Annotated in this window: 19 protein-coding genes; 7 read left to right on the forward strand and 12 right to left on the reverse strand. The window is 49.5% G+C overall.

The features are described 5' to 3' along the window. The first annotated feature begins 3 nt into the window (after positions 1-3). The 3 genes from JSQ97_RS02075 (at position 4) to JSQ97_RS02085 (ending at position 4,253) form a co-directional block, all read left to right on the forward strand. The gene (locus JSQ97_RS02075; protein ID WP_205074533.1) at positions 4-1,920 is read left to right on the forward strand and encodes a tetratricopeptide repeat protein; all 1,917 of its coding nucleotides are present in this window, start codon (positions 4-6) and stop codon (positions 1,918-1,920) included. A gap of 271 nt (positions 1,921-2,191) precedes the next feature. Beyond that, a complete protein-coding gene (gene mnmA, locus JSQ97_RS02080) occupies positions 2,192-3,367 on the forward strand; it encodes a tRNA 2-thiouridine(34) synthase MnmA (protein ID WP_205074534.1) in 1,176 nt (391 codons plus the stop codon). A 94-nt stretch (positions 3,368-3,461) separates the two neighbouring features. Next, a complete protein-coding gene (locus JSQ97_RS02085) occupies positions 3,462-4,253 on the forward strand; it encodes a MetQ/NlpA family ABC transporter substrate-binding protein (protein WP_205074535.1) in 792 nt (263 codons plus the stop codon). Here the strand turns inward: JSQ97_RS02085 and JSQ97_RS02090 are convergent. The 8 genes from JSQ97_RS02090 to JSQ97_RS02125 all read right to left on the reverse strand — a co-directional run bounded on the left by JSQ97_RS02090 (position 4,250) and on the right by JSQ97_RS02125 (position 12,099). Continuing rightward, the gene (locus JSQ97_RS02090) at positions 4,250-5,125 is read right to left on the reverse strand and encodes a M23 family metallopeptidase (RefSeq protein ID WP_205074536.1); all 876 of its coding nucleotides are present in this window, start codon (positions 5,123-5,125) and stop codon (positions 4,250-4,252) included. The two genes, JSQ97_RS02085 and JSQ97_RS02090, sit on opposite strands and share 4 nt — an antisense overlap. Positions 5,126-5,135: 10 nt before the next feature. After that, positions 5,136-6,197, reverse strand: a complete 1,062-nt coding sequence (locus tag JSQ97_RS02095) for a hypothetical protein (protein WP_205074537.1) — start codon at positions 6,195-6,197, stop codon at positions 5,136-5,138. 68 nt (positions 6,198-6,265) lie between these two features. Further along, positions 6,266-6,829 (reverse strand): YdbT family protein, encoded by a 564-nt coding sequence (locus tag JSQ97_RS02100; RefSeq protein ID WP_205074538.1) that lies wholly within the window; start codon positions 6,827-6,829, stop codon positions 6,266-6,268. Between the two features lie 70 nt (positions 6,830-6,899). Continuing rightward, entirely contained in the window at positions 6,900-8,063 is a 1,164-nt protein-coding gene (locus tag JSQ97_RS02105; RefSeq protein WP_205074539.1) for a DUF6688 domain-containing protein, read from the reverse strand. Positions 8,064-8,072: 9 nt separating this feature from the next. After that, positions 8,073-8,495, reverse strand: a complete 423-nt coding sequence (locus JSQ97_RS02110) for a hypothetical protein (protein ID WP_205074540.1) — start codon at positions 8,493-8,495, stop codon at positions 8,073-8,075. Then, positions 8,452-8,781: a hypothetical protein gene (locus JSQ97_RS02115; protein ID WP_205074541.1), complete on the reverse strand. Its 330-nt coding sequence runs from the start codon at positions 8,779-8,781 to the stop codon at positions 8,452-8,454. Before JSQ97_RS02115 ends, JSQ97_RS02110 begins: the two co-directional genes overlap by 44 nt. 559 nt (positions 8,782-9,340) lie before the next feature. Then, complete coding sequence (locus JSQ97_RS02120; protein WP_205074542.1) at positions 9,341-10,282, reverse strand: hypothetical protein; 942 nt, start codon at positions 10,280-10,282, stop codon at positions 9,341-9,343. 41 nt (positions 10,283-10,323) lie between these two features. Further along, positions 10,324-12,099, reverse strand: coding sequence for a hypothetical protein (locus JSQ97_RS02125; RefSeq protein WP_205074543.1), 1,776 nt, complete (start codon positions 12,097-12,099; stop codon positions 10,324-10,326). Between the two features lie 255 nt (positions 12,100-12,354). Between JSQ97_RS02125 and JSQ97_RS02130 the strand changes: the two genes are divergently transcribed. Together JSQ97_RS02130 and JSQ97_RS02135 are read left to right on the forward strand one after the other, a co-directional pair. Next, a complete protein-coding gene (locus JSQ97_RS02130; RefSeq protein ID WP_205074544.1) occupies positions 12,355-12,783 on the forward strand; it encodes a cytidine deaminase in 429 nt (142 codons plus the stop codon). A gap of 102 nt (positions 12,784-12,885) precedes the next feature. After that, entirely contained in the window at positions 12,886-13,533 is a 648-nt protein-coding gene (locus JSQ97_RS02135; protein ID WP_205074545.1) for a PTS sugar transporter subunit IIA, read from the forward strand. A gap of 38 nt (positions 13,534-13,571) precedes the next feature. Here the strand turns inward: JSQ97_RS02135 and JSQ97_RS02140 are convergent, their stop codons facing one another. Beyond that, the gene (locus tag JSQ97_RS02140) at positions 13,572-14,762 is read right to left on the reverse strand and encodes a hypothetical protein (RefSeq protein ID WP_205074546.1); all 1,191 of its coding nucleotides are present in this window, start codon (positions 14,760-14,762) and stop codon (positions 13,572-13,574) included. A 29-nt stretch (positions 14,763-14,791) separates the two neighbouring features. Between JSQ97_RS02140 and JSQ97_RS02145 the strand changes: the two genes are divergently transcribed. Then, positions 14,792-15,445, forward strand: a complete 654-nt coding sequence (locus JSQ97_RS02145; protein WP_205074547.1) for an RluA family pseudouridine synthase — start codon at positions 14,792-14,794, stop codon at positions 15,443-15,445. A 52-nt stretch (positions 15,446-15,497) separates the two neighbouring features. On the opposite strand, the gene JSQ97_RS02150 is transcribed toward JSQ97_RS02145, so the two are convergent. Beyond that, positions 15,498-15,665 (reverse strand): hypothetical protein, encoded by a 168-nt coding sequence (locus tag JSQ97_RS02150; protein WP_187385624.1) that lies wholly within the window; start codon positions 15,663-15,665, stop codon positions 15,498-15,500. Positions 15,666-15,907: 242 nt separating this feature from the next. Here JSQ97_RS02150 and pyk point away from each other — a divergent pair, with 242 nt between their 5' ends. Continuing rightward, a complete protein-coding gene (gene pyk / locus JSQ97_RS02155; protein ID WP_205074548.1) occupies positions 15,908-17,701 on the forward strand; it encodes a pyruvate kinase in 1,794 nt (597 codons plus the stop codon). A 132-nt stretch (positions 17,702-17,833) separates the two neighbouring features. Here pyk and miaA read toward each other — a convergent pair whose 3' ends face one another. Both miaA and JSQ97_RS02165 read right to left on the reverse strand, forming a co-directional pair. Continuing rightward, on the reverse strand, positions 17,834-18,850 hold the full coding sequence (miaA, locus tag JSQ97_RS02160; protein ID WP_205074549.1) for a tRNA (adenosine(37)-N6)-dimethylallyltransferase MiaA: 1,017 nt from the start codon (positions 18,848-18,850) through the stop codon (positions 17,834-17,836). Next, positions 18,837-19,031 (reverse strand): DNA-directed RNA polymerase subunit omega, encoded by a 195-nt coding sequence (locus JSQ97_RS02165; protein WP_021331210.1) that lies wholly within the window; start codon positions 19,029-19,031, stop codon positions 18,837-18,839. Before JSQ97_RS02165 ends, miaA begins: the two co-directional genes overlap by 14 nt. Positions 19,032-19,066: the final 35 nt, after the last annotated feature.

Raw genomic sequence — 19,066 nt, forward strand, 5'->3', positions numbered from 1 at the left:
GTCATGAAAAAAAAGTTCGTGTGTTTTGGCGTACGCGATTTTTGTCTCCGGCGGAATTCCGCTCATCTTCCGAACGCGTTTTGTTTTTTTTTATTAATTGTTAATTTTTGTTTCGTCGTATGTGCCGCATCGTGCAGGATGAGCGCTTCCCGTTCGTCGTTTACCGGTATGCTCGATGATATCGACGCGCTCAGCGAACAGGGACAGGACAGGGACGCGCTTTCGGAATTGAAAAAAGCCGAAAAACACGTATACGATTCGTGGTCGCGCATCGGCATCTACCGCCGTTATTTTGAAATGGGAGAGACGGCTCTTGCCGAGCGGACGCTTGTGCGCGGATTGAAGCGCAATCCGAAAAATCCCGAAATGTCCGCGGTGTACGCGCAGTTTTTGATGCGTGCGGGGCGGGGAGCGGAAGCGGTAAAGGTCTCCGAATGCCTTCGCGGTACGCGTTTCGGCTCGGTGTATTCCGAAGCGTACTTGCGAGAACTTGTATCCGAAAAAGAAGCAAGCGCTTCCGAGTATTTCGATAAACGATTTTTTTCCGTCTTTTGCGACGCATACGCCGGTTCGAACGATGCATATTGGCTGCGAGATGCGGCGCTTATCTGTTTAAAAGACGGCGATTACGATACGGCGTATTCCCTAAAACCTACAGATTGCTTTGAGCCTGAAGATGCGTTTTTTTGGAGCCTCGTCATGTTCGATTCGTGCCGCTTCGGAGAAGCGGCCGCCTATGCCGAAAAAGCGCGTTCGCTCTATCCGACTTCTTCTATCCGCTCCCGTCACAGAGTGTCGCCCGTCGAAATAGCTGCCGTCCTCTCCGATTCGCATATCGCGCTTTCGGAGACGGAAGAAGCCGAGCGGGCGAGGCGCAGCGTGATCGCCGAAATGGAGCGGAATACCGGCGGCATGAACATTGCGGACGAAAATGTGAGTTCTCTTTTACCCGCGCTCTTTGTCGACAGCGCGCTGTACGCCGAAGCGAACGGCAACGACGACGAAGCGAGCCGCCTTTTAACCGATACGGTAAACGCATGGCCCGATTATGCGCCGGCCCTCATCGCGTATGCGGATTTTGCACGGCGGACGAGTATGTCTCCGTCGGAAGATTTGCAGGAACTCACGCTCAGGGACAACGGACTTGCGACGCTCAAGATGGAAGCTTACGACAGGCGCGCAAAGATTCCGGTGAGCGACGCCGAATATCGTATCGACCGGAGTCTCGAAAGAATCAATAATCCCGTGTTGTATATCGCACGCTTGCATTTAAAATACGAAACCGATTTTTCTCTGACACCGGATGAAAAAATATCCGACGTATGGAACGAACTCGAACGCAGCAGTGTCGGCGCAAACGTCTATCCCGATGTTATTTTCGAATTTGCGCTGAACCGCCTTTTAGCCTACCGGCGTTACGACGACGCTTTCCGCCTCTTTCGAAAGAGCATCGCTGCAAAATACGATTTCGACGCATCGCGCGATTTTTGGGAAAATTGTGCGGCGAGTGTCCGCGATATGACGATCCGCGAAGCCGAATATGCGGCGTGGTTTGCAGCTTACAGCCGGCTTGCCGATACGGCGATACGACTCTACGAATACTGCGTGTATGAGAGCGGCGGCGGCACGGACGGCAAAACGATTTCGTCCCTCGTCTCCACGCCGTCGTGCATGAACCTCGCGATGATATACGAAAGCCTCGGCTCGAACGTACAGGCGCTCGATCTCTATGCGGCCTCTTCCGTCCGTGCTGCGGACGCGATGCAGCGGGCTGAAATCCAATACCGCATGGCGCTCATCTACAGCGCACAGGGCAAAACGAGGGAAGCACTCCGTTCGGCCGGTTACGCGCTCGCCCTTGTTCCGACTCATGCGCGCGCAAAATTGTTAAGAGACCGCCTTACGGAACAAAGCCGATAGGGCAGATTGCTAGGATGCCGCCACCGGCAGTACCGCCGTAACGCCGCCCGTGCCGAGCAAAGCTTTCAGTTTAAATGCAGGATGATCGTTCTTCCGCCGTTTCCGGTCCCGCGCCGTCATCGGGGAGCATGGTATCGGCTACAGCGTTAAATTCGTTCATAAATATTTCTTTCCGATATTATCGCGAGTTAAAACATCGCACACTCGAACACGCAAAATATATCATCTCGGTACGCTTTTACAACTTCGATTTTTCCGCTACACTGCGCCTATGAATTTCATTATGCAAAAACTGCCGGAAGCGGGCGACACGGTCGTCGTCGGACTTTCGGGCGGCGTCGATTCCACGGTTACAGCCCTGCTCCTCAAACAGAAGGGCTGCCGAGTCATCGGCGTAACGATGTCGCTGTGGAAAGGCGATTTACCCGAACTGCACGGCGGCAAAAAATTTCGTTCTTCGTGCTACGGTACCGACAAATCGGAAGATATAGCGGAGTGTGAAAAATTCTGCAACGAAAACGCCATCCCGTATCGCGTCATCGACGTTAAAGACGAATATCAAAAACAAGTGATCGATTATTTCAAATCGGAGTACCGCGCAGGCAGAACGCCGAATCCGTGCATCCGCTGCAACAGTTTTGTTAAATTCGGTGCACTGCTCGAGGGCGTGGAAAAGCAGGGTATCGCCTACGATTATTTTTGTACCGGTCACTATGCGCGCATCGTGAAGCCGGAGGCGGGGCTTTGGCACACCGATGCGAAACCTGCGATGATAGCGACGGCTCTCGACAGTGCAAAAGATCAAACGTATTTTTTGTATCGCATACCGTCGGCGACGCTCGATCGGGTACGCTTTCCGCTCGCGGAGATCGAAAAAAAAGACGTGTTCCGTATTGCGAAGGAAAATCGCCTCGCTGCTTCGGAAAAAGCCGAAAGCCAAGATTTTATCTCGCCCGAATATTTCGATGCTCTGTTTTCCGATAAAGAATCGCTTCCGGGCGATATCATCGATCTCGACGGGCGCGTGCTCGGCCGTCACCGCGGCATCGAACACTATACGATAGGGCAGAGGAGGGGGCTCGGCGTATCGTCGGGGAAACCGCTGTACGTTCATTCGATCGATGCAAAAAACAATCTCGTTATCCTTTCGGGAAGCGAAGATTTGGATGCGCGCTCTCTCATCGCCGACGACTTCGTGTGGCCGGGTGATGTCGTGCCGGATGCTCCGTTCGATGCGCTCGTAAAAATCCGCTTCGCTTCCCGTCCGATACGGGCTCGCGTTGAACCCTATGCATCGCATACGGGGGAGTCGTTTGCCGGAAAGCCGTACCGTATTTCGTTTGCGGAGAACGCGCACGCCGCAGCGCCGGGTCAGTCCGCCGTGCTCTACATCGACGGCGTTATCGCAGGCGGCGGCATTATCCGCAGAGCCGACAAAGATGCGTGAGAGATCGAATTCGCTTTGAAATTGATATTTAACCTATTGACAAAGTAGGAAATAATTTGTACAGTCGATATGACTGAAATCAGGAGACAATACTATGAAAAAGAGTATTTTAGCGATTGTAGCGGCCGCCGCGGTATCGGTCGGCTGCTCGAAAAAATCGGAAGTGAAAGTGCTGACCGTCGGCGCAACGCCCGAGCCGCACGCGGCGATCCTCAATCTGCTCGTCGACGATCTTGCCAAAGAAGGTATTACGCTGAAAGTGCAGGAATTCACCGACTACGTCGTGCCGAACGAAGCGGTCGAATCGGGGCAGATCGATGCGAATTATTTTCAGCATCTTCCGTACATGGAGTCGTTCAACAAAGAGCGCGGCTTTCATCTCGTAAGCGTTGCGGGCATCCACATCGAACCGCTTGCGCTGTATTCGCACAAAATAAAAAGCGCGGACGATCTGAAAAACGGAGCGGTGATCGCGATCCCGAACGATCCGACAAACGAAGGCCGCGCGCTGCTTTTGCTGCAGTCGAAGGGTTTGATCAAGCTCGACGATAAAGCCGGTCTTACCGCCGTTCCCGCCGACATCATCGAAAATCGCTTGAATCTCAAATTCCGCGAGATCGAAGCGGCATCTCTTCCGCGCACGCTCGACGACGTCGACGCCGCGGTTATCAACGGAAATTACGCGCTTCCCGCAGGGCTTACCGCATCGAAAGACGGACTCCTCGTCGAAGGCGCGGATTCGCCTTATGTCAACATACTCTGCGTCAAAGACGGCTTACAAAACGACGAACGCATCAAAGCGCTTGTCAAAGCGATGACGAGTCAAAAAGTAAAAGATTATATAACTGAGCATTATCCGAACGGCGAAGTTATTGCGGTATTTTAATAAATCGTCAGAGAATACGATGTCGCCGTTACTGCACCCAAGATGTCGGTGAGGGCGATGCCGAGCGTATTTTTCCCCGGGGTCAGCGTCACCTCTCCCAAAAGCTGGAGGCGTTCGTCGGGGTAGAGTGCTTCTTTCGGATAATTTTTCCGTCCCGCGGCGTAGACGACGCTTCCGTTTTGGATGAGCTGGTCGTACGAGATTTCGTCGGCGACGATGCCGTTTACGACGACGCGCGTTTTATACGGCATCGCAACGCTTTGGCGCTGGCGGTACACGCGGTACGAGCCTGCAGGCAGCGTGCGCTGAACGAGCAAATCGCAGCGCGTGCCCTTGCCTTCAAGCGTAATGCCTGAAAGCGAAAGCGAGAGTTCTTTTCCGACTCTCGGCATGAGGACGCGCGGATTTACCGCATTGCCGCTCGCCGTATCGATAGTTTGAAATTCAAGGCTCGAACGCCCCTGCTGCCAGCCGGCATTTCCGCTCGAACCGAAGACCGTTCCCGCCGCCGCTTTTTCCGTGTCGTAGAGAGAAGCGGGAATCGTTTCTTTGTCGATATTCCCGTATACCGTCATGAGATCGTCGCCGTGCGCGAGTATGACGGCGTTTCCGAGCGCCGACGGAAAAAATACGGAATCGTCTTCGTATTCGTTTATGACGGCGACGACATATCCGTTGTCGGCGGCTTTTATGTCCGACGTATCGGCGAAGATGAGAGAAGTGCTGATTATGCCGCCGCGGAGCTGTCCGAAATACGAATAAAACGTATCCGACATCACTTCATCCTGCGGCCAGTCGAATGCCCTAAGCGGCAAAGCTGCAAGGAGCAGCAGTGCGAGCAGCGGTATAATAAAAATCGATTTTCGTTTCATAGTTTTCCCGTTAATTTTTTGTAATCTTTATCCGCGAAATAGATGAATCTTTTCCGACAAAGAGGTTTTCGCCGTCCGTGCGGATAAAGGCGGATTGCGCGTCAAACGAAAAGGAAGCGATCATCGTGTCGAATTTTTCGATCGCGTATACCGTATACTTTGTCTCGTCCCGTGTCAGCACAAAGACGAGATCGCCGGACTCTTCAAGCGAAATCGCCTGTCCGCAGATTGCAAGGTGAGAAGCTTTGCCGCTCTTCGTGTCGACGATGCCGAGCGTGTTTTTATAATTGTACCACACGGTAGATCCGTCTTTACTGAATTCGACGAGGCGTTGGCGTGGATCGCTTTGCCCGACGTATTCGTGAAAGACGACCTTTGACTGTGCTTCGTATTTTTTCATCAGTACGAAGCGCTGCCTATTTTGTCCTGCAACCAACGCGATCATGGAACCGTCGGAAGAAAGGGCGGCGCCGAGGATCACTTGGTAGTCGCTTCCGCCCGGAGAAAATTTTTGGATCATCGTTCCGTCTGAGGAAAATTGCCTTACCGTCCCGTCGGCAAATCCTGCAACGCAGCCGGAAAGCGACGAATCGAAAGCGGTGATCGGAACCGTGCCGTTGTATTCCCACTTGCGCTTTCCGTCGGAATCGCACTCGACGAACGAAGCGCCGCCTGCCAAAAAGACGAAGATACGGTCTTTATCGAAGAGCGGAAAACCGCTTTCCGTTATCGTGCCGGCTTTTTGTCCGTCGGGCGTGAAAAAATCGATCGATGAACCGTAAGTGTTGTACGGAGCATAATATCGTTCCGAAATCGCGGCTTTGAACGGAAAGGTTTCGACCGATAAAAGCTTGCCGCTTTCGGTAAAATAACCCATCGTCTGTCCGAGTTTGAAATACAGCGGCTTTTCGCCTGAGGCGTCCGCTTTTTGTATGTGCGCGTTTACATCGAGTTTCCATTGCGGTATGAATTGATGCTCTTTTGCAAGCGGCTCGGCGGCTAAGATAATATATACGATGCTGAAAACGATGCCCAAAAAGACATAAAAAGCGACGCCTTTTTTATGTTTCATGATGGAAAATATGCTATAATAATACGGAAAACAAGTCAATGACTTGAGCGCTGTCCTCCGTTGTAAAGTCAAAAGCTCCCGACGACATTTCCGTTTTTCAGCGAGTTAAGCATTTCGAGCGTTTTACTATCCGTTTTTTCGGCGGAGACCTTTTGTAAAATCCGCTCCGCAAAAGGTTTCATACCTTTCAGCATTACCGAAAAATATCCTTTTTTACCGTCGGCGCACTTTATTACGAACCATTGCATCGCAGGCGAATACTTTATATTGACGATCGAATTCCATTCCATCGATATTTTTTTTAAATTTATTTTTCTGTAGATTATTGCATATTCATCGTATGTATATTTTTCGATAAAATACATGTAGACGAGAAAGAGACCGAGCAAGGCGAAAGCCGAAAACAGTATCGTCGTTACCGCCGACTCCGTTCCGTTCGGAAAAAGATTTGAAAACAATGCGAATCCGGCGAACATCAAAAAATCGATAAGCCCGATGATAAAAATATACATCGGCAATTGTAATGTATTGCCGGCGTTCGTGTCCAAGTCTTTTTTCTTGTTTCGCTTCATCAAATAGAAAATAAACGATATTAAGATACCGGTAATAACCGGTCGGATTATGTCGCTCATATTTACTCCCGCAAAATCTTTGTGTCGTTTGAAAGATATCGATATTATTATATCAGGCTTTGCTCCGCTGTCAATTCGGAGAAAAAATCGTGTAGGAAAAGCCGGCTGCTGACGACCGGCGTTCCGCGTACTGCCTTCGTATCCGCTGTTCGGGATCCGTGCACAAAAGATAGAGCGCACACGTAAAAAGCCATTCGGCGGGTTTCATCAAAATGTAGACGATGTCTGCGCGGAGCTTGGTCGTGATGAGGCGCGAAACGGGATAGCCGTGCGTGTCGTAAAAACGGCGGAGCACCCTGTGCAGGCGAAAAAAGCGTTCCTGCAAAAGCTCTTCAAAGGCGTTTGCAACCGAAAGCTGGCGGTTTACGACGATCTTTTGCCCGCGCCGCATACCGAACCGAAGCGGTTTTACCAGCACGCAGTGTCCGCCGGCTGCAACCGTGCACAGATAGTGCCCCTCGTACGCAAGCGGAGGAGGCGGCACCTGCGCCGAAAAGGTCCAATCCGCCGTCATCGTAAAAGCCTTTGCCGGTCCGTCCGACCCCTGTCCGAACAAAATCAACACGATGTCGATAACAAGTGCAAGCGGAAGCACGGCGACAAAGGCTGCCGCATACCATTTCGACGCGCGGGAAAGAAAGCCGTACAGTTTTTTCTGCCACGTGTACGCCGCATCGGCACGGCGCGCTTCAATCAGTGCGAGCTGCCCCCGTATCTGGCGCCGTATGTGAAAAACCGAAAGCAGCAAAAGGTTCACGTGGTAAAGGTAGGGCAGCATGTATACAAAACCGTCCGAATCAAAATCCCTAAAATCGGAAAGATTCCAAAATTTTTTTGAAATCTGAAGTGCGAATAAAATGTTTTCGACATTTCCGATGCAGATGCCCGCCAGTGCAAGAACCGCAACGAGCGGAGAAAGTTTTTCTGCCGGAAAAAAGGCGATGACAAAAAGCCCTGCAAACCCCGCCGCACACGGAACGATAAACGAGAGAAAATATTCGGAACTGATGATTTGGTGCATTGCATATTCATCTACCGGCTCGTGCCACGGTATGCTCGTAATACTCTCGGATGCCAAGAAAACCTGATAGCAAAAGAGTCCGTACACAATAGTAACGAAAAGCAGCGCGATCGGAAAACGTTCCGTCTTTGCAAACAGGTTTCGTACGTTCAAAACGGTCAGGACAATCGGCGGGATAATAAAAATACACGCAAGTATCAAGAATATATCCATATACACTCCTTATGGTATGCGGCTGCACGCCTCATTGTGCGCCGCCCGTCTTTGATGCAACAGAACAAAAATGCCTTCGACAACCATATAGCCGAAGATAATCGTGCCGGTCTTAAACTGATAAATCGAATCGCTCTCCCAGTCCGAATGAGGAACAATATCCGTCTTCGCAAGCAGCATCAACAGAACATACGACAGCGCATATATCGGGACGGGGAAAAACGGGAGCACAAGGTATTCCCATCTGCGCAAGCGCAGCTTGAACACAAACGCTATGATACTGTTGGCGCAAAAAAGCGAAAACGGCACGGCAAGCTGCCAAGCAAGATACTGCAGCCGCACGCCGCATTGTGCCCCGACGCTCTGCGTCGGGGTATGTTGATTATGACTAGCTCTTCTCCCATTTGTCTTGAAGCGCTTGATCCCATTCAAATTCCATGTCGAAGTGTCCGTTTTTCTCAAGCGTGTATACGGCTCTGTTCCATTTGTGTTCCGGAAACATGGATTCTTGAAGCTCAAAAACACACACACCTAAATCTATATCCAAATCATCATCTAAAAGTTCAAATGATTTTTTTTCTCCGCTTTCTAGATAATAAAATGGTGTTGTGTTAAACATTTTCCACATGCTTGATTTGATTTCAATTGTGATATATTTCCAATCTTCTTTTATTGAGCTGCAAGCAATGTCTGCAAGTAATTTATACACATCCGTCATTCTGATATCTCCTAATTATAAAACTCATATTTTGACAATTTTCTATTTCCAAATTCATCAGTAGTTATGCTATTAATAATAAATTTATCTGGTCTTTTACTCTCTGAACCGCTAGGATAACGTAGTTCATCCTCTCAAGCTCTGTTGTCTTATGTTTTGTGGGCGCATTTTTGCTAAAGCAAAAAACAGGCTTTCCGCCGTTCCGCTTTCGCTTCATTCCTACGCTTCGCTTCGGAACGCCTTTCGGCGCGGCTACAATCCTTTGCGCGGGTTGTGTTTATATAATGTCCGTCAGAAAATACTTAACCTAAATACTTTCTAATAGACACTCAAGGTCTCCATACTTCCCTTGAGTTTATGTCAAAGAACAACTTTTGTATGTGATGATATTTAAAACCTAATTTAAACGTAATTCTAGATTTTGTTTTAGTTGTGCAAGGAATTCTTTTGCTGTTTCTCGACCAAAATCATTAGCTGACATAGGAATGTTAAACCAATGCTCCATATTAAAGCTTTATCAGATGTGCCTCAACGAGGGAGTATTCCATTATTTACATTTTTACTCCAGGATGCCAAGCTCGCTCTTTGGGATTTCGTTGCCGTCCTTGTCGTAGTATAAAATGTTTGTTACGCTCTCGGTCTCATCTCTGTACTCAATGACTCTATACACTTTTCCCTTGTAAAGTTGTTTTTCATAGTATTGCTCAGAGTACAGTTCTTTTCGTTCTTTACTGTATTTACTCACATATTTTGTAAACAGCGTACTTCTTTTTGTTGTATCCACATAATATTCATGGAAATAAGTTCCGTCAGGGTTTTCTGTATGCACTAATTTTAATAAACCATGGGGGTTATTTTCATAGATAGATATTTGCAAATACGGTTTTTCATTCTCATAGGGATAGTCTGGATATGAGTAATAACTTTCAAGAATTATCAGTCCTTCAGAATTTCTTTTATACTCCTCCCTTACATGAACACGCTGATCATTTTTTCCATATTCAAAATAACTCTGATTAACTTCACTTGCCTGATTGTAATAGAATATTGATTTTACTTTGTTATTTCCTTTCAAAGTGAGTGTGTAAATAGTCTTTGTAAGGTTTTCAATATTATTCGGCTTGAAATATGAATTAATCACAATAAAATATTCATCATCTTCCTTTTTTACAGTTGCAACTGAATATTCCATTAGGCTGTTTTCATTATAAAAGAACTCCTTTTTGTCAAAAATACCAGTTACAAGGTTCAGGTTGTATGTTATTGTATATGTATAATTATATTTATTATCTGAGCTGAACACTTCTTTTATGATTCTTGCAACCGGCAATGTATTTCCCTGCAATCTTGTTTCAATAAGCCCATCTTCTTCTCCATCGTAAGTTTCTATTACTACGGCATCGCCGGTTTCTTTGTCTGTGGTATACTCTCGTGAAATCATTTCCGCTGAGAGAGCAGAGAGATTTAAGATTATGATTAATGATAGTATCTGTTTTTTCATGGTTTATATACACTCCTTATGGTATGCGGCCGCACGCCCGCTTAGTCCCACAGGTATTTTTGCATCCGCTCTTTGCGTTCTTTAAAACTGTAATGATCGACGGTTTTTTCCGTGAATGCGCTTTGTATCGGTGCGCGGAAAATCGGGAGGGCGGACTTTTCATCTTCCCGAATCAACGTAAACAACTCATCGGAAAGCGGGATAAACCATACCTCGCCTAAAACGGTGTCATCGTATTTTGAGCCCTTAAAGACATCTGCAATTTCCAGCCTGTAGGCGCCTTTTTCAAGAAGACGCGGATTTTTTACAGCGTTCAAATGCTCTTTTACCGATCCATCGTACACGCCGAATCCCGAATATACGTCTTCAAGTTCGATTTTCGCCTTTACGGTTCCGGCAGCGGTTTTAAGCAGCATCGATTGCACGCGGTTATTTTCTCTCCATGCGCTCGTTCTGTCTGTGCCGGAAAACGGAGAACCGGCATCAAAACGGTTACTTTGATTGTCGCTGTAAAACGGAAAGCGGGTCAGTCCGTTGACGGCAAAAGGCCCGAAGGCGTTTTTTGTCAGCGTAAAGCTTATCCACTCGCCTATGCCGTCACCTTTCTTCCCTTCCACCCAGCCGTTATACAGATCGGCATCGAACGAAGTTTCAGGTGCATAATCGGAAACTTTCACTTTTTTTTCTTCAGGATACCAATTGTTTTCCATTTCGTAGTATCGATAGGTGCCTTTTAAGTATGATGATGCGGAAATACCGGTTACAAAATCCTGCTTTTCAAAATCGTCTTTAAATACCGGACGGTACCCTGCGTCATCCCCATACGATGCGCCGCTGAACATAAAATATTCGCCTTGAGCAGGCTTATAGTTTTCAAATAGGTGAAAGTGAAGTATGTCGGTAAATGTTTTCGGCTTTGTACTGCCGTTTATCACTTTCATATTCATATCCGTCATTACCAGCAATTTCCGTATCGCGCCTTTCCACGTGCCGCCTGTCGAGATGTCGTAATAGCTCTCATAAGCGCTGCCGTGATAGCTTCGTTTTGTCGACGCAACTGCGTACGATATTTCGACTTTCGCAGGTTTTGACGGTTTAAAATCAAGTTCATGATAAAAATGTAAGACAATCGTAAGATACGAGTACTCGCCGTTGTCGCGGTCGTCATCGGTCTTTATTTCGGATCGGGGATTGATCTGTACGGTTGTTTCGATTCCCACGTTTAAAACCGGAACGGGTTTTCCGTCAAGGAAAATGGAGCAGCTTTCATACGCACTTCTACAGCATGCTAAAGTGCCGTTTTCTCCATACAGGCTGCCTGAATCATATAGGCTTGCTGTCGGTATGCCGTACGTTTCAAGCTCTACAAGATATTCGCTGTATGTGCTTACCCGAAGCTTTTTGTCGCGGCCTGCTATATCCGAAAGCGGGATCGTTTGCTCCCACAGCTTATCTTCCGTCTCCGAAAGCGGTTTATTCAAAGCAATTGACCAGAGATGCCGATCCGGCCTCGAATTCCAAGAATAATTCGGGCAAGCCATACCGTTTTCGATTTTAAATTTTGTCTGTATGACGACGGGAAAGGCGCACGGCACTTTTACCGGCTGGGATACCGTATTGCGGAATGCGAATACGGCCAGTGCATTGTCATTGTTGAAGTAGAGGATTTCGTTTTCAAGCGCAATTTTATCGTTCGGCTCTTTTACATAGATATTGCCGTACGTCCAGTCTTCAGGATGATAGCTTCCGCCGTCGTCGGCAAAGACCGAAACTAATGCGGCCGTCATAATCAAAAAAATAAATACCGGTTTTTTCATTTTTACCTCCGAAATAAGGTGCAGCGAAGACTGTTTATATGCCGGATCGGTTTAGCCCCTTTATAAAGTACAAACGCATTTTGCGGCATTTGAGAAGTATAGCAAGTTCTGCTCGGAAAAGAAAGCGCAGTTGTTGATGTTGTTGATGAAAGCGTTGTATCGGGATAAAATAAAAGTATCGTATTTGCAAACGATAAAATTTTTGACGAGCGCCTGCAGCTTTTGGGAGATGTGACGCTCATTACGGGAGGCTTTATGACAATAGCCGATGAACAACTGCACGCTCTCTTTGAAAAAGCGCTCGAAGCTTCAAAATATGCATACATACCTTATTCGCATTTTCCTGTCGGCGCCGCCCTGCTCACGGAAGACGGAAAAATCATCACCGGAGCGAATATCGAAAACCGCTCTTTCGGGCTTACGAACTGCGCCGAGCGCAGCGCGATTTTTACCGCTGCTTCTCAAGGCATGCGTAGTTTTGCAGCGATAGCGATCGCAACGCCCGCATCCGATTATCCGGTCGGTCCCTGCGGCGCGTGCCGTCAAGTGCTCAGCGAATTCGCGTCGGATGAAACGCCCGTCGTATTCGGTCCCGACTGGAAGAGCTGCGTCAAAACGACGCTCGGCGTACTGTATCCCTATGACAGTTTGCACGAGCTTGCGTCGAACGGCGGCGGTCTCTGAAATCTGCGGTTTCGGCGCTGATCGACTGTAAAACAATACCGTTTTCATGAAAACGGTGTAAATCTTGACAAAATATCGCAAATAGTACAGAATTGTTCGATTATGGAAGACACGATCCTCACCATCGAAGAAGTTGCAAATTATCTCCGCGTTTCCGACCGCACCGTCTACGATTGGGCGCAGCGCGGCGAAATCCCCGCAGGCAAAATCGGAACCGTGTGGCGATTTAAAAAATCGGAAGTTGAAAAGTGGGTTAACGAGCGCCTCTCGTCTTCGGCCGGCCGCAAAAAAGACGATGTCGTGCAGGTAAAAAACATCCTCTCTCCGAACCGCGTCATCTTTATTTCGCAAACTTCAAGGCACGACGCTCTCGTCGAACTTGCGACTGCGCTTTCGAGCGCTCCGCAGGTAAAACGTTCCGATGAACTCGTCTCCGAAATCTTAAAGCGGGAAGAGCTTATGTCCACGGCGATCGGGCGCGGCATCGCGATCCCGCACGTGCGTCTTTCATCCGTCACCGATTTAGTTATGGCGGTCGGCGTGTGTAAAACGCCCGTCATCGATTTTCAACCCATCGACGATATGCCCGTCTCACTTTTGTTTATGATAGCAGCGGCGTACAACCAGCATTCGTATTATTTGCAGACGCTTTCGTATTTTTCGGCAAAGCTCAAAAAAAAGGAACTCCGCGACAGCCTTTTAAATGCCGCGACGACCGATGACGTATATAAATTATTAATCGAAGCGTGATCTTGCTCGGCGATAAGCGTGTCCGGTTCGGCAGGTGTTTACGGCAGTTCCACCGCAATCCATTTTTTCGCATCGCTGAAATCCGAAGCGATCAAACCGAGGGACACGTGAGCCGTCGTCTCTCCGAGTAAAAAATCTTTTCCGCCCGAACTCATGCGTGCATTTTCTTTCGGAGATACGGACGGAACGAGGGCGCCGAAAATGGCGTGGCTGTAATCGCGCGATACGAAAAGCGCGCACTTCGTTCCCGCGTTTTCAAGAAGAGTGCAGAGTAAAAGGCTTCGCGTGTCGCAGTCCGATCCGCTTCCGGTGAGGGCGGCGGGAAGGGATGTAAAATCCGCGGCATTTATTTTGCGCTCATAGCGAAACCCCTGCACCCAAGTCAAAAGAAGCGATGCAAAAGCGGTATCGGGATATTCGGGATTTAAAGCCGCAGCATCTTCTTGAAGCGCGCTTTGCACATCGAAGGCTGTCCGCTTTAAGCGGCCGCAGCTGTCGCGGAAAATCGTGCGGTAATAGCGCTGCCACGCTTCTTTCCACAGCGGACTTGCCGCGTACATTTTTAAAACCGCAAATTCCATATCGATGACGAAATCGGCCGCCTCTTCGTCTTCCGCACCGATGCTCGTGCGAATCGTTCGTCCGTTGATCGAAAGCTCTATATCCTTTCGTTCGGCTGCGGGATAGGCATAACGCGCGACGATGCCTTCTTCCCTATAGCTTCCGCGGTCGACGGCGAGGGAGTTTAAAATCGATAAGATAAAAGGCTCGCAGCTTTTTTCGTTTCGTTCGTTCGCATAGCATAAAACTGCGATGTGCGCTCCGTTTAAAGGAAGTTCGACCGCGAGCGCCCATCCCTTATAGCGGACGCCGCCGAGCGTCATCGAAAAGGTTCCGAGAGCCGAATCCGTGCCGCGCCATGCGAACGATTCTTTTTCGCCCCTTCCGTCCGGCAATTTTCCGACCGCGCCGTCGAAGGCTTGTGCGCTCGACGCATAGGTGCCGCTTTTATAGAGCTTTATCGCAGTAACGACCGGAACGTTCGCGTATGAAAAGAGGTAGGACGTACCGTCGTCCGTCGCGTCCGAAAGTTTGAAACCTTCCGGCATATCGAGCGCCCAGCCGTATGTGTTGTCGACGACCGTTTCGGAAGCGACGGGGGATATGCTGCAGAAGAAGATAAAAGCCGTGCAGACTGCGGCAAAAAAACGGGCAAAGCTTCTTGTCATTTTACGGTACCTCGTCTATAGTTATCGAAATGAATGCGATCCCCATTGTATACGAAAACGAAGAGATCATCATTATAAACAAACCCGCAGGCGTTTCGGTACAGGGAGGGGAGGGCGTCGCTCATCCGCTTGACAGGGAGCTTCCCGAACAGACGGGGTACGAAATTTTTCTCGTACACCGCCTCGATAAAGATACGTCGGGTCTTATGATCACGGCAAAGACAAAGGCCGCCGCCGCCAAGTGGTCAAAGCTCGTCGCATCCCGTGCGGTAAAAAAAGAATACGATGCGATTTGCATCGGAACTTTTTCGGAGCGACAGGGTGTAATAACGGACGACATCGTGCAGCATGGAGAAGTAAAACGGGCTGTTACGCAATATGCGGTAAGCGAAGTTTTCGAAATCGACTGCGGCGGAGAAAAGCTTTCGCTTTCGCTCGTTCATCTCACGCTCGAAACGGGGCGTATGCATCAAATCCGCATCCACTTGGCAAAGAAAGGATGTCCCATTGCGCTCGACGACAAACACGGAAACTTTGCAAAAAATAAATTATTAAAAAAATACTGCGGTACGAAACGACTGCTCTTGTGCGCATCGCAGCTTTCTTTTCCGCTTTCGGGTAAAGAAAAGATCGTCCGCATCGCATTGCCGGATTATTTCGAAAAACCGATCCGCGGGCAGTAGCCGATTCTTCGTTGTTTTGGGAAAAGCTCTAAAAACGCGATCAGCTTTTGAGCTATGCCCTTTTATCGCCGTCTTTGTCCCGTTTCCGAGCGAGCTGTTTTTGCTTTTCGGACGTGAGGAATTCGTCGAGAATCGTGATCTGCACTTTTTGATTCGGTTTTAGAGAAAGCTTTTCGAGCGGCACAAAGGTTTTTCCGTCAAAGTATCCTTCGATTGTCATACGCATACTATAACGCGAATATCCGCTTTTGTAAATCGCCGGCATCGACGCTGTCATCGGCGCAGGCGCTTCTGCCGTATTGCCTACGCGGACGATATCGCAGGCGTTGATCCCTTTACCGTATTGTCGGCGGCACGAACGATATCGCCTATGTATCTATGCGCGGATTTCGGTGAGAGCTTTTACCGTATATGCTCTATTGATTGGATTACACAAAACGCGTTTTGTGCTATACTCGCATCATGTCGTTACGAAAAACAAAGATCGTCTGTTCGATAGGCCCCGCAAGCAATAACGATGACATTGCGGCAAAGATGATACGCGCGGGTATGGATATCGCGCGCTTTAACTTTTCACACGGTACGCATGAAAGCCAAAAAGATATGATGGAGCGCATCCGGCGCCTGTCGCGCGAAATCGGAAAACCGGTCGCGCTTATGATGGATTCCAAAGGCCCTGAAATCAGAACGGGCATTGTGCCGGACAATAAAACGATTGCGATACGCAAGGGCGAGCGCGTTATCGTCACTGCCGACGACAGTCCCGTTACGGCGGCGAACGGAAAGGACGCGGCGCATATTTCGCTTTCGTGGCGCGATTTGCCCGGCCGTATAAAGCAGGGACACAAAATCCTCATCGCGGACGGCCTGCTCGAATTGGACGTCGAATCGTCCGACGGAAAAAACGTCGTGTGCACGGCGGCAAATACGGCGACGATAGGGAGCAAAAAGAACGTCAACCTTATCGGACTGCATGCGGGGCTTCCGATCATGAGCGAACAAGATAAGGCCGATATCGCGTTTTCGGTACGGATGAACTGCGACTTTATCGCGGCGAGCTTTACGAGCTTTGCGAGCGAAGTGCACGAAATACGGCGCTATATCGAATCGCTCGGTTCGAATATGAAAATCATCGCCAAAATCGAAAATGAAGAAGGTCTCGACAATATCGCAGAGATCGCGCAGGCGGCCGACGGCGTTATGGTTGCGAGGGGCGACATGGGCGTGCAGCTTCCGATCGAGCGCATTCCGCTTGCACAAAAGCGCATCATCGAAGAGTGCCGCAGGGCGGGAAAGCCCGTCATCACTGCAACGCAGATGCTCGACTCGATGATAGTCAATCCGCGCCCGACAAGGGCGGAACTCACGGACGTCGCGAACGCCATTTTCGACGGCACCGACGCCGTCATGCTTTCGGGTGAAACGGCAAACGGCGCATATCCGGCCGAAGCGGTTGAAACGATGGCGCGCATCGCGCAGACAGTCGAAGACAGCGAAGAATACTGCTCGCGCATCAAAGCCGCTCCCCCGATCCCTGAAGGCGACGTAACGATCGGCAGGATTATGGCGCAGATGGCGTATGAAACCGCCGACAAAACGAAAGCGCTCGTCATCATCGTCCCGACGATGAGCGGCAACACCGCTCGCATGATAAGCACGTTCCGCCCCGAACAGGCCATCCTCGCCGTCACGCCGAACGAGCAAGTACAGCGGCAAATGCTCATCGACTGGGGCGTTTTCCCGCTCGTTTCAAAAACGGCCGACGACAGCGAAGACATGGTACAAAACGCGGTAAAGATCGCCCTCGACAACGGCTTTGTCCGCCAAAGCGACAGAATCATCCTGTGCGCGGGCATCCCGCTCGTAAGCCCGATCCCCGTAAACACGATCCGAGTTCTCCTCGTCGGAAACGTACTGGCGCGCGGCCGTTCGGGAGGAGAAGCATCCGACGTGTCCCGCGTTTCCGGAAGAATCGTAAAAGCCTCTTCGCCCGAAGACGCCGTTTCGATGCTCCGCCGCAAAACGGGCGAAATCCTCGTCTGCCCTTCCCTCGACGAAAGCTGGATCCCGATCCTCCGCCTCGTCGACGGCGTCATTTCGGAAGGCGCGAACGAAATCCCCGCCGACACGATGAAAATGATAAACACGAATATCGTTTGGCTGAACGAAGCGGGAAAAGCCGCCGGTGCGATCGAAAACGGGCTGACCGTGACGATCGACGGAAAAGATCTGCTCGTGTACGAAGGGAAGATGTAGCGGGCGGAGCGAAGCGGAAGAACCGGCTTTTCAGGGTTCCGCTTCCGCTCCATTCTCCGCAATCCTTCATCCTTTGCGGAGAACGGCTTCGCCGCCCTTACAATCCGGCGTAGGCTTTATTTTGAAAACGCATTATCGGATATTATTTTCGGGAATGATTCCTGATATGTTGTGCCGTTTGTCTATCGTGATTTCGTGCTTTTTCAAAAACGGTGCGACCGCCGTCTCGGCGATTTTACGCGCAGCTTCGACACTCCCGTCATACGGAAAGACGAGGGCGCCGGGTATATTCCGCATATACGTATACTGTTTTTTCGCATATGCACGGCTCGCCGCTTTAATGTGCGCTTTTATTTCATCTTCGCTTCCGAGCGAAAACCATTCGCGATAGCCGATCGCGCGCATGGCAGGCGACTTTTCCGTACAGCCCGAATCGATGAGTTTTTGCACTTCATCAGAAAGTCCTGCGCGAAACATTTCATCTACGCGCGAATCTATGCGTTCATACAGCGCATCGCGAGACATCGTAAGGATGAGCGTGGAAAAATCGTAACGCTTTCGAAGACGGGAGCGCACGGTAAAAAAGCTTCGCTTCTTTCCGGTTTCCGTCACGATTTCGAGCGCCCTCTGTATGCGGTACGCGTCGTTTTTGTGAATGCGGGCAGCGCTTTCGGGATCGAGCGATAAAAGACGCTCCCACAACTTTTGGGCACCGAGCGTTCGCATTTCATCCTGCAGCTTTGCGCGCAAGTTCGCATCGGCCGGAGGAGTGTCGGGTAAGCCCAGCATAAAAGAGCGGATATAAAATCCCGTGCCGCCTGAAACGACCGGCAGTTTTCCGCGCGAAAAAATATCCGCGCAGGCGTCGTCAGCACGCGCAACAAAATCGGCAACCGAAAAAAAATCGTCCGGATCGCATATATCGATCAGATGATGCGGAAGTTCGGAAAGAAGATGCGCGTCGGGTTTTGCCGTTCCGATATCCATGCCGCGGTACACCTGCATCGAATCGGCGCTGACTATTTCCGCCGTTCCTTTAAAAAAAGAGAGACTGCTCCGCGCAAACAATGTTTGCAGCAAAGCAGTCTTTCCCGAAGCCGTCGGTGCAAAAAGAACGAACACCGGAAGGGCGGCGTTATTGCCGTTCAATCTTAAACGTTACTTCGTCGTCAAAAAGTTGACGCGCGGCAAGAGAAACGACTTTGCCGTCATTTTCTTCGATTTCCGGATCTTCGACCTTTGCCATCTGAAACGCACGGCGGCTTGCTGCAACGGTGATTTCATAAATATTGTCGCTGTATTTTACAAGTTCTTCAAGCGGAAATACCATATACTACCTCTTTCGATATTATAGGGGAAAAATAC

Source organism: Treponema sp. Marseille-Q4523 (assembly GCF_016901105.1).
Classification (GTDB): domain Bacteria; phylum Spirochaetota; class Spirochaetia; order Treponematales; family Treponemataceae; genus Treponema_D.

Excerpts from the sequence above, each read along its gene's own strand:
- JSQ97_RS02075 (WP_205074533.1), top strand. The coding sequence starts at position 4 with ATGAAAAAAAAGTTCGTGTGTTTTGGCGTACGCGATTTTTGTCTCCGG.
- mnmA (WP_205074534.1), top strand. The coding sequence starts at position 2,192 with ATGAATTTCATTATGCAAAAACTGCCGGAAGCGGGCGACACGGTCGTC.
- JSQ97_RS02085 (WP_205074535.1), top strand. The coding sequence starts at position 3,462 with ATGAAAAAGAGTATTTTAGCGATTGTAGCGGCCGCCGCGGTATCGGTC.
- JSQ97_RS02090 (WP_205074536.1), bottom strand. The coding sequence starts at position 5,125 with ATGAAACGAAAATCGATTTTTATTATACCGCTGCTCGCACTGCTGCTC.
- JSQ97_RS02095 (WP_205074537.1), bottom strand. The coding sequence starts at position 6,197 with ATGAAACATAAAAAAGGCGTCGCTTTTTATGTCTTTTTGGGCATCGTT.
- JSQ97_RS02100 (WP_205074538.1), bottom strand. The coding sequence starts at position 6,829 with ATGAGCGACATAATCCGACCGGTTATTACCGGTATCTTAATATCGTTT.
- JSQ97_RS02105 (WP_205074539.1), bottom strand. The coding sequence starts at position 8,063 with ATGGATATATTCTTGATACTTGCGTGTATTTTTATTATCCCGCCGATT.
- JSQ97_RS02115 (WP_205074541.1), bottom strand. The coding sequence starts at position 8,781 with ATGACGGATGTGTATAAATTACTTGCAGACATTGCTTGCAGCTCAATA.
- JSQ97_RS02120 (WP_205074542.1), bottom strand. The coding sequence starts at position 10,282 with ATGAAAAAACAGATACTATCATTAATCATAATCTTAAATCTCTCTGCT.
- JSQ97_RS02125 (WP_205074543.1), bottom strand. The coding sequence starts at position 12,099 with ATGAAAAAACCGGTATTTATTTTTTTGATTATGACGGCCGCATTAGTT.
- JSQ97_RS02130 (WP_205074544.1), top strand. The coding sequence starts at position 12,355 with ATGACAATAGCCGATGAACAACTGCACGCTCTCTTTGAAAAAGCGCTC.
- JSQ97_RS02135 (WP_205074545.1), top strand. The coding sequence starts at position 12,886 with ATGGAAGACACGATCCTCACCATCGAAGAAGTTGCAAATTATCTCCGC.
- JSQ97_RS02140 (WP_205074546.1), bottom strand. The coding sequence starts at position 14,762 with ATGACAAGAAGCTTTGCCCGTTTTTTTGCCGCAGTCTGCACGGCTTTT.
- JSQ97_RS02145 (WP_205074547.1), top strand. The coding sequence starts at position 14,792 with ATGAATGCGATCCCCATTGTATACGAAAACGAAGAGATCATCATTATA.
- JSQ97_RS02150 (WP_187385624.1), bottom strand. The coding sequence starts at position 15,665 with ATGACAATCGAAGGATACTTTGACGGAAAAACCTTTGTGCCGCTCGAA.
- pyk (WP_205074548.1), top strand. The coding sequence starts at position 15,908 with ATGTCGTTACGAAAAACAAAGATCGTCTGTTCGATAGGCCCCGCAAGC.
- JSQ97_RS02165 (WP_021331210.1), bottom strand. The coding sequence starts at position 19,031 with ATGGTATTTCCGCTTGAAGAACTTGTAAAATACAGCGACAATATTTAT.